Origin of the sequence: Pseudomonas sp. ACM7 (assembly GCF_004136015.1) — a bacterium.
Taxonomy (GTDB): Bacteria; Pseudomonadota; Gammaproteobacteria; order Pseudomonadales; family Pseudomonadaceae; genus Aquipseudomonas; species Aquipseudomonas frigoris.
The window spans coordinates 2,807,266-2,819,954 of sequence record NZ_CP024866.1 but is presented as its reverse complement, the minus strand read 5'-3'; the positions used below and the strand labels follow the sequence as shown (position 1 = coordinate 2,819,954).

The window sequence follows — 12,689 nt, the reverse complement described above, 5'->3', positions numbered from 1 at the left end:
CGCCCGAAATGGATGAGCGGCTAGTAATGGAGGAAAAAAAGAGACGCTATTACTTTTGTTAACAAGAATTAATTGCAATAATGCCAGCCACTTTTGTTCTCGGCCTTACGAGGCCTGGAAGAGCAACTACCGTTTTTCTTTCTCAGGTCCGGCCAGCATGACACCCAATCAATTCCCCGCTTCGCCAACCAAACGACCTCGCGCCTGGAGCGCGGTGGCCGCCCTGCTGCTCAGCCTGATGCTGGCGCCGACCGCCGCTTTCGCTGACGCACAAGTGCCAGCCACTCCGGCTGCCGCCACTGCTGCTCCAGCTCCAGCTCCAGCTCCAGCTCCAGCCGATCATGTTACCCCAGCTGCGACCGACCCGGCCCAAGCCGTAGACACCACCGCCGAAGACGTTCCGGAAGTCCTCGAAGCCGACAACACTCTGGGCATGGCCCACGACCTGTCCCCATGGGGCATGTACCAGAACGCCGACATCATCGTGAAAATCGTGATGATTGGTCTGGCCATCGCCTCGATCATCACCTGGACCATCTGGATCGCCAAAGGCTTCGAGCTGATGGGCGCCAAGCGTCGTCTGCGCACCGAAATCGTCCACCTGAAAAAAGCCACCACCCTTAAAGAAGCCAGTGCGACAGCCACCAAGCAAGGCACCCTCGCCAATTTGCTGGTGCATGACGCCCTGGAAGAGATGCGTTTGTCGGTCAACAGCCGCGAGAAAGAAGGCATCAAGGAACGCGTCGCCTTCCGTCTTGAGCGCCTGGTCGCTGCCTGCGGTCGCAACATGAGCAGCGGCACCGGCGTGCTCGCCACCATCGGCTCCACCGCGCCGTTCGTCGGCCTGTTCGGTACCGTGTGGGGCATCATGAACAGCTTCATCGGTATCGCCAAAACCCAGACCACCAACCTCGCCGTCGTGGCTCCCGGCATCGCCGAAGCCCTGCTGGCCACCGCGTTGGGCCTGGTTGCAGCGATTCCAGCCGTAGTGATCTACAACGTCTTTGCCCGCTCCATTGCCGGTTACAAGGCGCAAGTATCCGATGCCTCGGCTGAAGTCCTGCTGCTGGTCAGCCGCGACCTCGATCACCTGCCGACCACCGAGCGATCCGCGCAACCCCACATGGTCAAAGTAGGGTAATTAGCCATGGGCTTGCATTTGAAAGAAGGCGCAGATGACGATCTGGCCGAGAACCACGAAATCAACGTCACACCGTTCATCGACGTGATGCTGGTGCTGTTGATCATCTTCATGGTGGCGGCCCCGCTCGCCACCGTGGACATCAAGGTCGACCTGCCGGCCTCCAGCGCCAAACCGGCGCCACGGCCAGAGAAACCGGTGTTCCTCAGCGTCAAGGCTGATCAACGCCTGTTCCTTGGCGAAGACGAAGTGAAGGCCGAAGCACTCGGTGCCACCCTCGACGCCAAGACCAAAGGCAAGAAAGACACGACGATCTTCTTCCAGGCCGATAAAGGCGTGGATTACGGCGACCTGATGAGCGTGATGGACAACCTGCGCTCTGCCGGTTACCTGAAGGTGGGTCTGGTCGGACTCGAGACGGCAGTCAAGAAATGATCACGACGCGCCAAAAGCTGACGCGTTATAGCGGGAGCCTAGCCGTGGTGCTGGGCGTCCATGCGCTGGCCATTGCGCTGGTGCTGAACTGGACGTCGCGCCCCCCGATCGAGCTGCCGCCACAGGCGATGATGGTCGAGTTGGCGCCGGTTCCGGCCCCGCCACCGCCGGCACCGCCGAAGGTCATAACGCCGCCACAGCCACCCGCTCCGGTGGAAGAACTGCCGATACCGAAGCTGGCTGAAGCGCCAAAGGCCGAGATCGCCGTGCCGAAACCGGTCAAACCAAAGCCAAAGCCTCAACCGCCCAAGCCTGTGGAGAAAAAGCCGGAACCGCCTAAAGAGAAGCCGTCCGAGGAAAAACCGAGCGACGCGCAACCGACTCAGGCGCCAACAGAGAAATCCGCTCAGCCGGCACCGGGCCCATCACCGGCGCAGCAAGCGGCCAAGGCCAGCTGGCAAGGCACCCTGCTCGCTCACTTGGCCAAGTACAAGAAGTACCCGGCCAGTGCGCAGGCGCGGAACAAGGAAGGCATGAACCGTCTGCGCTTCGTGGTAGATGCCGAAGGTAACGTGTTGTCGTTCGAACTGGTGACCGCTTCCGGTAACACCGATCTGGACCGGGCCACCCTGGAAATGATCCGCCGCGCCCAGCCGCTGCCAAAGCCACCGGCCGACATGTTGACCAATGGCGCCATCGAAATCGTTGCGCCGTTTGTTTACTCGCTGGAAAAACGCCGGCGCTAAAACACAGCAGATCCCCATGTGGGAGCGGGCTTGCTCGCGAAAGCGGTGTGACAGTCGACATCAACTTTGACTGACACAGCGTCTTCGCGAGCAAGCCCGCTCCCACAGGGGATCCTCAGCGACAGAAATAGCGGCGATAAGGCACCCGAAAGGTGCCTTTTGCATATCCGCCAGCGGCAAACCTGCTTTGCCCTGTGTCACTCAACGCACTCAGTCTGATAACGTGCGTCTATCGATTGCAGCCGGTATGCTTGGCTCGCAACTTCATGGACGCTTGCTATGACTCTTACAGAATTACGCTACATCGTTACCCTCGCCCAAGAGCAGCACTTCGGCCACGCGGCCGAGCGTTGCCATGTCAGCCAGCCGACCCTGTCGGTGGGCGTGAAAAAGCTTGAAGACGAACTCGGTGTGCTGATTTTCGAGCGCAGCAAGAGTGCCGTGCGCCTGACCCCGGTCGGTGAAGGCATTGTCGCCCAGGCGCAGAAAGTGCTGGAACAGGCCCAAGGCATCCGCGAACTGGCCCAGGCCGGCAAGAACCAGCTGACCGCGCCGCTGAAAGTCGGCGCGATCTACACCGTCGGCCCGTACCTGTTTCCGCACCTGATTCCACAACTGCACCGGGTCGCCCCGCAGATGCCGTTGTACATCGAAGAAAACTTCACCCACGTGCTGCGCGACAAACTGCGCAACGGCGAGCTCGACGCGATCATCATTGCCCTGCCGTTCAACGAAGCCGACGTGCTGACCCTCCAGCTCTACGACGAACCGTTCTACGTCCTGATGCCGGCCCAGCACCCGTGGACCCAAAAAGAATCCATCGACGCCGCGCTGCTCAACGACAAGAGCCTGCTGCTGCTCGGCGAAGGCCATTGTTTCCGTGATCAAGTGCTGGAAGCCTGCCCGACCCTGGCCAAAGGCAACGACGGCGCCAAGCACACCACGGTGGAATCCAGTTCCCTGGAAACCATCCGCCACATGGTTGCGTCCGGCCTCGGCATCTCGATCCTGCCGCTGTCGGCGGTCGACAGTCATCACTATGCTCCCGGCGTGATCGAAGTGCGCCCACTGACGCCTCCGGTGCCGTTCCGCACCGTGGCCATTGCCTGGCGCGCGAGCTTCCCGCGGCCGAAAGCGATTGAAATCCTCGCTGACTCCATTCGCCTGTGCTCGGTGGCCAAGCCACAAGCACCGGTGGTTGCGGCCTAAGTCGCTGCCATGACCGAGTTGTCGCAAGTGTCGGTGACGGCACTCAAGGGTGTCGGCGAAGCCATGGCCGAGAAGTTGGCCAAGGTCGGCCTGGAGAATCTCCAGGATGTGCTGTTCCACCTGCCCCTGCGCTATCAGGACCGCACGCGTGTCGTCCCGATCGGCCATTTGCGACCGGGGCAAGACGCCGTTATCGAAGGCACCGTCAGCGGCGCCGATGTGGTCATGGGTCGCCGCCGCAGCCTGGTGGTGCGCCTGCAGGACGGCACCGGCGGGCTCAGCCTGCGCTTCTACCATTTCAGCAACGCCCAGAAAGAAGGCCTCAAACGCGGCACGCGCATTCGCTGCTACGGCGAAGCACGGCCCGGTGCGTCGGGGCTGGAAATCTATCACCCGGAATACCGCGCAATCACCGGCGACGAGCCGCCGCCGGTGGACGAAACCCTGACCCCGGTTTACCCGCTCACTGAAGGCCTGACTCAACAGCGCTTGCGCCAGTTGTGCATGCAAACCCTGACGATGCTCGGCCCTACCAGCCTGCCCGACTGGCTGCCGACCGAACTGGCGCGGGACTATCAACTGGCGCCGCTGGCCGATGCGATCCGCTACCTGCACCACCCGCCGGCCGATGCCGACGTCGACGAACTCGCCCTCGGTCATCACTGGGCGCAGCACCGCCTGGCCTTCGAAGAACTGCTGACCCATCAACTATCCCAGCAGCGCCTGCGCGAGAGCATGCGTTCCCTGCGCGCGCCGGCAATGCCGAAAGCCACCCGGCTGCCGGCCCAGTATCTAGCCAACCTCGGTTTCACTCCGACCGGCGCTCAGCAACGGGTCGGCAACGAAATCGCCTACGACCTCAGTCAGCACGAGCCCATGTTGCGGTTGATTCAGGGCGACGTCGGCGCGGGTAAAACCGTGGTCGCTGCCCTCGCTGCACTCCAGGCCTTGGAGGCCGGTTATCAAGTCGCGCTGATGGCGCCCACCGAAATCCTCGCCGAGCAGCACTTCATCACCTTCAAACGCTGGCTCGAACCGCTGGGCATTGAAGTGGCGTGGCTGGCCGGCAAGCTCAAAGGCAAGAACCGTGTGGCCGCACTGGAGCAGATCGCCAGTGGCACACCAATGGTGGTCGGCACCCACGCGTTGTTCCAGGACGAAGTGCAGTTCAAAAACCTCGCACTGGCGATCATCGACGAACAGCACCGCTTCGGCGTGCAACAGCGGCTGGCGTTGCGGCAGAAAGGTGTCGGCGGGCGGATGTGCCCGCACCAGCTGATCATGACCGCGACACCGATTCCCCGGACGCTGGCCATGAGCGCCTACGCCGACCTCGACACCTCGATCCTCGACGAACTACCGCCTGGCCGGACCCCGGTGAACACCGTGCTGATCACCGATACCCGGCGCGTCGAAGTCATCGAACGGGTGCGCGGCGCCTGCGCTGAAGGGCGCCAGGCCTATTGGGTGTGCACGCTGATCGAAGAGTCGGAAGAGCTGACTTGCCAGGCTGCCGAAACCACTTACGAAGACCTCACCGCCGCACTCGGCGAGTTGAAGGTCGGGCTGATCCACGGTCGCATGAAGCCCGTCGAAAAAGCCGCGGTCATGGCCGAATTCAAGGCCGGCAACCTGCAACTGCTGGTCGCCACCACGGTGATTGAAGTCGGCGTCGACGTGCCCAACGCCAGCCTGATGATCATCGAAAACCCCGAACGCCTCGGGCTTGCGCAATTGCACCAGTTGCGCGGTCGAGTCGGTCGAGGCAGTGCGGCCAGCCATTGCGTGCTGCTCTACCATCCGCCGCTGTCACAGATCGGTCGTCAGCGTTTGGGCATCATGCGCGAAACCAACGACGGGTTTGTCATCGCCGAAAAAGACCTTGAGCTGCGCGGCCCCGGCGAAATGCTCGGTACGCGCCAGACCGGCCTGCTGCAATTCAAGGTCGCCGACCTGATGCGCGACGCCGATCTGCTGCCCGCCGTGCGCGACGCCGCCCAGGCGCTGCTGGAACGCTGGCCGGATCACGTCAGCCCGCTGCTCGACCGCTGGCTACGTCATGGGCAGCAATACGGCCAAGTGTGAGCACCGTCGCAGTTTCTGAACCACCGTTCTGAGCAAGCTGGTTATACTCCTGCCATTGTTTTAAAACGGATACAGACCATGACCGAAGTTGCCCTCGCACCTGCCACCCCGCACGCTCCGTCGGTTATTCGGCTGATGCTGGGCAAACTGGGTATTGCGTACGAAGAAGTCCTCGACCATCACGGCCTGAACGCCGCACGCAAAGTGCAGGCTGTTCTGCTCGATGACGCCGTGGGCACGCTCATGGTGCTGTTCCCGCAGAGCCAATTGCTGGACCTCAATAGCCTCGCCGAATTGACGGGCCGCCGCCTCACCGCCGTGTCGACTGAACGGCTGGTAAAAATGCTCGGTAAACACAACCTGAGCCTGCTGCCCGGTATGCCGGCGCTCACCAGTTCACCGTGCCTGTATGAAGAGAGCCTGCTGCGCGAGCCGAAGTTGCTGATCAACTCGGGCGAGCCCGGCGTGCTGCTGGAAGTCACCAGTGAAGACTTCAAGACCATGCTGACCAAGGCCAGCGCCGCCAACTTCGGCGAAGCGCTGACCAGCATTCGCCCAAACCTCGACCGCCCTCACGATGACCGCGAGGAAATCACCCAGGCCGTTCAAGCGTTCACCGCGCGGCGCATCCAGCAGCGTCTGGAAGAGACCATCGAAATTCCGCCGCTGGCCGAGACCGCGCAGAAAATCATCAAACTGCGCGTCGACCCCAACGCCACCATCGACGACATCACCGGCGTCGTCGAAACCGACCCGGCCCTGGCCGCACAAGTCGTGAGCTGGGCGGCGTCGCCGTACTACGCCTCGCCGGGCAAGATTCGTTCAGTAGAAGACGCGATCGTGCGGGTCCTGGGTTTCGACCTGGTGATCAACCTGGCGCTGGGCCTGGCCCTGGGCAAAACCCTGAGCCTGCCCAAAGACCACCCACAACACACCACGCCGTACTGGCAGCAATCGATCTACACCGCCGCCGTCATCGAAGGCCTGACCCGCGCCATGCCGCGCGCCCAGCGCCCGGAAGCCGGCCTGACCTACCTCGCCGGCCTGCTGCACAACTTCGGTTACTTACTGCTGGCCCATGTGTTCCCGCCGCACTTCTCGCTGATCTGCCGCCACCTGGAGGTCAACCCGCACCTGTGCCACAGCTACGTCGAGCAACACTTGCTGGGCATCAGCCGTGAACAGATCGGCTCGTGGCTGATGCGCTACTGGGACATGCCCGAAGAGCTGGCCACCGCGCTGCGCTTCCAGCACGACCCGGGCTACGACGGCGATTACGCCGAGTACCCAAACCTCGTGTGCCTGGCTGTGCGATTGCTGCGTAGTCGCGGGATTGGCTCTGGTCCGGATGAAGACATTCCGGATGCGTTGTTGGAGCGTGTTGGCCTGACTCGCGACAAAGCCAACGACGTCGTCAGCAAAGTGCTTGAGGCTGAAGTGCTGCTGCGCGAACTGGCTTCGCAATTCACCCAGGCGTAAAAGCATTCGGGAGCAGGCTCGCTCCCACAGGATTTAGGTGATCCCTGTGGGAGCGAGCCTGCTCGCGATGAATCCAGCTCGGTCTAACTGAATAACTCACGCAAGATAGCGCAAAACCCAACCGCCAATCACGTCGGGCCAAGGTTCAGCATCCACCCAGTAGTTGCCACACAATACGATCCGACCATCGCCCATGACCGTCATGTCCTGAGTCGCCGTAAACAAGCCCTCTTCCAGGAAAACGCTATAGCCATCACCGTCGTTAAAATCCGCATCCAGCGAACCATCAGGAAGATATCGCGCAGTCACGGCACAGAGATCTTTACTCACATGGCCGTCACCACCACTCCCGCTGACGATGAATGCTCCATTCGCCTGCAAGGCGCATTTGTCCCAACTGAGTCCCTGAGGCAACATATTGGAGAACAATGGCTGCCCTTCATTGAAGACACGGTTGAAAGAGCCGCTAGCGTTTAGAACAACAATCAGTCCTGTGTTTTGCATATCCTCCCGGATTGCTCGGCCCACTGCGACAATTCTGCCATCGCTCTCATTGACCTTAATTGCACGAAGCTCAGTCCAGAGCATATTGGCAGGAGACAAAATCAAGGGCCGGCCGCGATTAAACTCAGGATCGACTCGTCCCTGCGCGTCAAAACGCGTCACAAAGGCAACCAGCGGATCGGTTTCGCTTTGGAAATTGCCGCACACCAATACTCGGCCGTTCGCCTGAACTGCGACAGCAACGATGGTAATGTAGTTAGTTGTGATACCTCCCAGATCGATGTACGCAAAGCCTGTCCCATTAAAACTCTTGTCGGGAGAACCATCGGCATTTAGTCGAAGCACAGCCTGTCCAGAATTACCCGAAGCATCCCAGTGGTATTTGGCCAGAATGATTTTTCCATCCGGATCCTCAGCCAAAGAAGCAACTGCGCCACTCATCATGGCCTTGGGGGCTTGCTCAGCGCTATTTTCGCCATGCCGATGAGCTTCAATACCCTTGGTATCCGACCACTCGGAATCGCTCCCAGGTCTGTTGGGTAAAAGCAGTACGCCGCCCTCACCGAAGTTATCTGCCAGTTTGCCATCTTTGCGTTGACGCAAGACCACCATGCCTTGCCGATACTGACCGCTGATCAGCCATCCGCCGTCGGCCAATGGAGTGAAGCCACGCAGGATCTCCATTTCGTGATCGGGCAAAATCACGTTAACAACCCCTCCAACGCCAAACTGATCATCAGGGGTCCCATCTGCATTCAGCTTTGCCACCGAGACAAAAATCTTGGGCGTCTGGGACTGAATGACCACAAGTAACTTATTGTCGGGTAACGCCAGGACAGCACTTGGAAGTTTTCCGGAAGCACCGGGGATTGACAGCTTGAGCACTCCCTTCTCGCCAAAGCTTGGGTCAAGAGTGCCTGGTCGCGCCGCTGATTGAATCTGAGTCATGGCCTTGCTCCGTCGATAGTGATGAATTCGTTTCGGATTCGAACTTCATTGGAGCAGTTAACCCCAACGCTCAGCACCTGTAAGAAATGACAGTTCTATTGTCTTTTCAGGCCAAAGCGCTGACCCTTTAAGCCTTAACGTCAGCGGACATCAATTTGATCAACGAGCGGTCGCAGGCTTCTTCCGTGGCTTCAAATACTTGGTCAACCCCTGGAACCACATCACCAGCGCCGGGTTGCCCTTGATCTGAATCGACTTGTCCTGAATCCCCGTCATAAACGCCAACTGCTTGTTCTTCGCCTGCATCGTGGCAAAGCCATACGCCGCATCTTTAAAGGCAATCGCAAACGCCGGCTCGGCATACACGCCGGACTTGCTGGTGATGCGCTGATCCTTCACAAAGAAATGCCGCGCCACTTTCCCGTCCAGGGTCTGTAGCTGAAACACCAATTCCTTGTCACTCAATTGCTGCTGAAATGCAGGATTAGTCCGACTGGCCTTACCCATCAACAAACCCAGCATCCACAGAAGAAAACGAAATTTCATGCGCACAGCCTCAAAAGGAAAATGAACGGCCGGCGCAGTGTAGCGGCTTCAAGCAAGAACGCCACTATCTGGTTGCGTTAGAAGAAGATACAGATCTTTTTGACGCTGATGACTACCAAGTCATTGACGAAACCAGCTGTTTAAAAGCGAAGATATTTTGATCTTTCTACGCTCGAATCCATCGGATATTTCCTTCAACCCGTGGTGCTGTTCGTGAACTAGGCAGCCTTAGGCTTCACCGATAGTCTTTGTTCGTTACCGCAAAAACGGTGACACGGACGTGCAAGTCCGGTACATATCGCCGCACAATCGCCAAACCGAACATCGAGCGTTTTCATGCTCGCTGTAAATGCTTTATGGCGGCTGTGCGTGGGAGGTCCCTTTGGGGTCTGCCGGGGTCCGATATGCCCGGTCTTGCACACCTGCGCACGGCTGCCACCCTTATTCGAATGCAAGCGAAGAGGAGACAGCCACATCCAAAACACATATCGGGACATACCAATGATCAAGCCAACACCCAATCCTCCAGAACACGAAGACACATCCCCCTACGAATCCTTCGATTCCAAAAAGCTCCACGAAGCCGCCGAACGCGCCCTCGACCATCACTTCGCGCCACCTCCCGACGAAAAACAAAAACGTCGCAAAGGCTACCTCTTCATCGTCGCTCCCGACCTCCACACCGAAACCCTCCTGGCCAACGCCTCGGAAGACCTGCTATCTATCAGCGCCATCGCCGCTGACCTGGCCGACGGTGTGGAAGGCTCACGCCGATCAGTCGCCCTAGCACTCAGCAGGATGGCGGACGGTGTACATCTGTTAGTGGAACGAGCGCTGGATCACATTGATTCGCCGAATCCGGCGGAGCATCGGGCGAAGGCATAAAGGAACCACAGAAAGAAAAAGGGGACGTTGAGTCCCCTTTCTCGATGATCTCGACTCACCACTGACAGCCTGTCTCTGGTGACGCCTCCATGCTGATATCTTGATCGAACGAATACTTCTTACCGGATTTGTAATTCGAGTAGTACATCGAGTTTACCCGAGCCCCCTGAGTCGCCCTTTCATAATCCCCCGTCACCACACCGTCAGAAACCTCCACCCAAGTCGTCGTGAACTGATAAGGCCCGCCCTCCGTCATGACCTCTTCCTCAGTGTTCCGATAGACAAGAGGAATGGCCTTCTTCGACTTGCTATACCTAACCCCCGCGCCGCTCCATTTGGTGGCCGAGTCGTAATAGGTTCTGAATTCGAAATTGTTTTTGCCTTCCAGCGAACGGAAACAAGAAACCTGTGTTGTGATCTCACTGCGGGCCGTCAGCGGCAATACCAACAACAGCATTAAAAATAACCTCTTCACAAATCCCTCTGATCTCATTTTTTTGAGAACGTTGACGTGCTCTCAGTAGCGCTTACCGCATGTCTAAAGTGAAAAATCCGAGACCTCTGCAAGCCGCCAACATTGCCCACGAACAAACTGATACTCGAAGACATAATCGGTATCCGGCTTCTGCAAGATCGCCGTGGCGTTGTTGCCCTGCTCTTCCTTGACGGTCAACGTAAGACCGCCGGCCTCTCGTTTCACGCGATCCGGGATGATTGGAAACTTGATCTGATCGCCGCTGACGTTGCGCTTTTCCATCTCAGGCTCGGGATCTCCCGCCACGGTCGTGACTAATTGAAGTGGCTGTTGAACGAACGTTTTTTGCACGTCTACGCGCTCGGAAAAGGCTGCGAGGAACGCTGAAAACTCGTTCGAGGGACAAGCAACATTGGCCGCGTCACCACCGGTTTTGCGCGTCTCCTGGCTGATGCTATGTTCCAGTTTTGAATCCGCAATAATCTTTGCATCCAAGTCTGCCAGACGCTTTTTAATACTCGCCGCATCCTTGTAAGCACATTCAACATCTACGCCCGCTTCCAGATTTCGCCCATCGCGGCAGTTCTGCATCTCAGGATCTGGCAGGTCACCGCGAAAGAACCCCAAAGACAACTGATCGCCGTCCTTGATGAGCGGCAACTCAAGCGTCGAATAGGAATAGCCTTCGAAGCCACTGTTCGACTCTTTGTTTTTCGTCAGCACATACAAGGACTTCCCCGCTCGTTCAGGGAATTTTCGCTCGAAGAAGAACACCGAAGCTATCTGTTCGCCATTGACGGGCGCCACATAAGTGAGTTTTGGCTTCGTAGCACTCATCGTCGCGTAGAAAACCTCACCATCGGGCACGTACGCGCCTTTCGTCTGGCCTTTAAGTGTGTTCTTCAAGAACAATACCGTGATCTTCTGCTCACCCACTGAAGCCACCACCGGCGGGTGCATCTGCTCGATGGTTTGCAGGTCTTTGGCTAACGCTGGTTGTGACGAAAAACCGATGATTGATACAACTACGCACACACAACTAAAAAATCTGGCCACTTCCATTTACTTCCCTGTTGATCCACGAACGGATCATTCTTAAAAGACTTGCGCCTGCAATTTTTTCAGTTTGATTCAGGTGTGCCGCATTTCCAGAAACAAAGGCCACAGACTTATTTTATCCCCAACTACAAAAACAAATTTACCCCTCTGTCTAACTGTTATTTATTACCAGGTTCAACGTAATAAGTCTCAGCGTGTTTAAGCAACGACAGAAAGCTTCTCCTCACCTCATTCGTGTCCTTTTCCTCGCCACATGTCTCTATAAAAAAAACATGATTCTTGCCCGCCTCAAATGATGTGGTAAAACAGACGGCACCTAAAAAATATACGCCCTCTACTCCAGACCAATTGCTACCAGAGTACAGTCTTGCTTTTGATAGCGGATGCGATCCAGTTCCAACTTTCAATCCAACTTTCTCTTGCACATAATCGCCAGCTATTGCATCCGCCAGAGTCATATCTTCGCAGCCGACCTTGATATCCCGCACCCTACCGTCTTTATATTTGTATTTAACAAGGGTCTCGCCTTCACTAGTTTTCCCAGATGAGAAACCAGCGAAATCTTTTACCTTCATCACACAACCATTGCTTTCAACAATTAGATCCTCTCCAGCGTACGCCAGCAAAAACGAGGGCAACAAATACAAAGCCGCGACCTTAATCACTGTTTCTGCCTCTTAATTGCAAAAAGGAGGCGCATTTGTTTACTGATGAACGCCCCACAAAACGGTGAAGTCAATTAAATAAACCCGTCCCCTTTTGTCCTAATTCGCCAACTTCAAAAGCCGGTGCACCAACGTCTCGCCGGGACTCCAATCACGCAGGGTCGGCAACAACCCCTTGTTCCGACTTTTTTCGTAATCATCCGCGCCCTCCGGAACGTAACCGATCCACGAACTACACCTACCTCAAGATGAGGCAGTCGTTTACCGTGGCATCTCTGGCGAGCAGTTCCATGGCAGCAAGGCTTCGTAGTCCCCAACCGATTGTGCCTGCGGTAGTCTTTCCAGTACGTGGCGCAGCCACGTATAAGGCTCCTGGCCGTTGACCTTGGCGGTCTCGACCAAACTGTAGATCTGCGCACTGGCGGTGGCACCCTTGGGCGTGTCGCTGAACAGCCATGCCTTGCGCCCGATTACAAACGGCTTTATCGCGCGCTCCGCCGCGTTGTTGTCGA

Annotated in this window: 13 protein-coding genes; 7 read left to right on the top strand and 6 right to left on the bottom strand. The window is 57.6% G+C overall.

What is annotated here, in order from left to right; translation table 11 throughout:
• The first annotated feature begins 157 nt into the window (after positions 1-157).
• The 6 genes from exbB to CUN63_RS13140 all read left to right on the top strand — a co-directional run bounded on the left by exbB (position 158) and on the right by CUN63_RS13140 (position 7,095).
• Entirely contained in the window at positions 158-1,141 is a 984-nt protein-coding gene (gene exbB / locus CUN63_RS13165; protein ID WP_129439981.1) for a tonB-system energizer ExbB, read from the top strand.
• A 6-nt stretch (positions 1,142-1,147) separates the two neighbouring features.
• Positions 1,148-1,576: a TonB system transport protein ExbD gene (gene exbD / locus CUN63_RS13160; RefSeq protein WP_129439980.1), complete on the top strand. Its 429-nt coding sequence runs from the start codon at positions 1,148-1,150 to the stop codon at positions 1,574-1,576.
• Positions 1,573-2,322: an energy transducer TonB gene (locus CUN63_RS13155; RefSeq protein ID WP_129439978.1), complete on the top strand. Its 750-nt coding sequence runs from the start codon at positions 1,573-1,575 to the stop codon at positions 2,320-2,322. Before exbD ends, CUN63_RS13155 begins: the two co-directional genes overlap by 4 nt.
• A gap of 279 nt (positions 2,323-2,601) precedes the next feature.
• Positions 2,602-3,531: a hydrogen peroxide-inducible genes activator gene (locus CUN63_RS13150; protein WP_008150125.1), complete on the top strand. Its 930-nt coding sequence runs from the start codon at positions 2,602-2,604 to the stop codon at positions 3,529-3,531.
• Positions 3,532-3,540: 9 nt separating this feature from the next.
• Complete coding sequence (gene recG / locus CUN63_RS13145) at positions 3,541-5,616, top strand: ATP-dependent DNA helicase RecG (RefSeq protein WP_129439976.1); 2,076 nt, start codon at positions 3,541-3,543, stop codon at positions 5,614-5,616.
• Positions 5,617-5,694: 78 nt separating this feature from the next.
• Complete coding sequence (locus CUN63_RS13140) at positions 5,695-7,095, top strand: aminoacyl-tRNA deacylase and HDOD domain-containing protein (RefSeq protein WP_008150120.1); 1,401 nt, start codon at positions 5,695-5,697, stop codon at positions 7,093-7,095.
• A gap of 96 nt (positions 7,096-7,191) precedes the next feature.
• On the opposite strand, the gene CUN63_RS13135 is transcribed toward CUN63_RS13140, so the two are convergent.
• A complete protein-coding gene (locus CUN63_RS13135) occupies positions 7,192-8,547 on the bottom strand; it encodes a hypothetical protein (RefSeq protein WP_129439974.1) in 1,356 nt (451 codons plus the stop codon).
• A 159-nt stretch (positions 8,548-8,706) separates the two neighbouring features.
• The gene (locus CUN63_RS13130) at positions 8,707-9,093 is read right to left on the bottom strand and encodes an SCP2 sterol-binding domain-containing protein (protein WP_129439972.1); all 387 of its coding nucleotides are present in this window, start codon (positions 9,091-9,093) and stop codon (positions 8,707-8,709) included.
• 501 nt (positions 9,094-9,594) lie between these two features.
• Between CUN63_RS13130 and CUN63_RS13125 the strand changes: the two genes are divergently transcribed.
• Positions 9,595-9,978, top strand: a complete 384-nt coding sequence (locus tag CUN63_RS13125; RefSeq protein ID WP_129439970.1) for a DUF6124 family protein — start codon at positions 9,595-9,597, stop codon at positions 9,976-9,978.
• 55 nt (positions 9,979-10,033) lie between these two features.
• Here CUN63_RS13125 and CUN63_RS13120 read toward each other — a convergent pair whose 3' ends face one another.
• From CUN63_RS13120 to CUN63_RS31695, 4 genes are all read right to left on the bottom strand, one after another.
• Positions 10,034-10,435 carry a hypothetical protein gene (locus CUN63_RS13120; RefSeq protein WP_129439968.1) on the bottom strand — a complete coding sequence of 134 codons (402 nt, stop codon included), beginning with the start codon at positions 10,433-10,435 and terminating at the stop codon, positions 10,034-10,036.
• An 81-nt stretch (positions 10,436-10,516) separates the two neighbouring features.
• On the bottom strand, positions 10,517-11,515 hold the full coding sequence (locus CUN63_RS13115; RefSeq protein ID WP_165353252.1) for a hypothetical protein: 999 nt from the start codon (positions 11,513-11,515) through the stop codon (positions 10,517-10,519).
• A 155-nt stretch (positions 11,516-11,670) separates the two neighbouring features.
• The gene (locus CUN63_RS13110; RefSeq protein WP_129439966.1) at positions 11,671-12,177 is read right to left on the bottom strand and encodes a hypothetical protein; all 507 of its coding nucleotides are present in this window, start codon (positions 12,175-12,177) and stop codon (positions 11,671-11,673) included.
• Positions 12,178-12,438: 261 nt separating this feature from the next.
• Positions 12,439-12,689: transposase domain-containing protein (locus CUN63_RS31695; RefSeq protein WP_165353222.1), on the bottom strand; the 251-nt coding region annotated here is incomplete at its 5' end.

What these genes read in the sequence shown, in the direction of transcription:
- exbB (WP_129439981.1), top strand. Translation starts at nt 158, where the DNA reads ATGACACCCAATCAATTCCCCGCTTCGCCAACCAAACGACCTCGCGCC.
- exbD (WP_129439980.1), top strand. Translation starts at nt 1,148, where the DNA reads ATGGGCTTGCATTTGAAAGAAGGCGCAGATGACGATCTGGCCGAGAAC.
- CUN63_RS13155 (WP_129439978.1), top strand. Translation starts at nt 1,573, where the DNA reads ATGATCACGACGCGCCAAAAGCTGACGCGTTATAGCGGGAGCCTAGCC.
- CUN63_RS13150 (WP_008150125.1), top strand. Translation starts at nt 2,602, where the DNA reads ATGACTCTTACAGAATTACGCTACATCGTTACCCTCGCCCAAGAGCAG.
- recG (WP_129439976.1), top strand. Translation starts at nt 3,541, where the DNA reads ATGACCGAGTTGTCGCAAGTGTCGGTGACGGCACTCAAGGGTGTCGGC.
- CUN63_RS13140 (WP_008150120.1), top strand. Translation starts at nt 5,695, where the DNA reads ATGACCGAAGTTGCCCTCGCACCTGCCACCCCGCACGCTCCGTCGGTT.
- CUN63_RS13135 (WP_129439974.1), bottom strand. Translation starts at nt 8,547, where the DNA reads ATGACTCAGATTCAATCAGCGGCGCGACCAGGCACTCTTGACCCAAGC.
- CUN63_RS13130 (WP_129439972.1), bottom strand. Translation starts at nt 9,093, where the DNA reads ATGAAATTTCGTTTTCTTCTGTGGATGCTGGGTTTGTTGATGGGTAAG.
- CUN63_RS13125 (WP_129439970.1), top strand. Translation starts at nt 9,595, where the DNA reads ATGATCAAGCCAACACCCAATCCTCCAGAACACGAAGACACATCCCCC.
- CUN63_RS13120 (WP_129439968.1), bottom strand. Translation starts at nt 10,435, where the DNA reads ATGCTGTTGTTGGTATTGCCGCTGACGGCCCGCAGTGAGATCACAACA.
- CUN63_RS13115 (WP_165353252.1), bottom strand. Translation starts at nt 11,515, where the DNA reads ATGGAAGTGGCCAGATTTTTTAGTTGTGTGTGCGTAGTTGTATCAATC.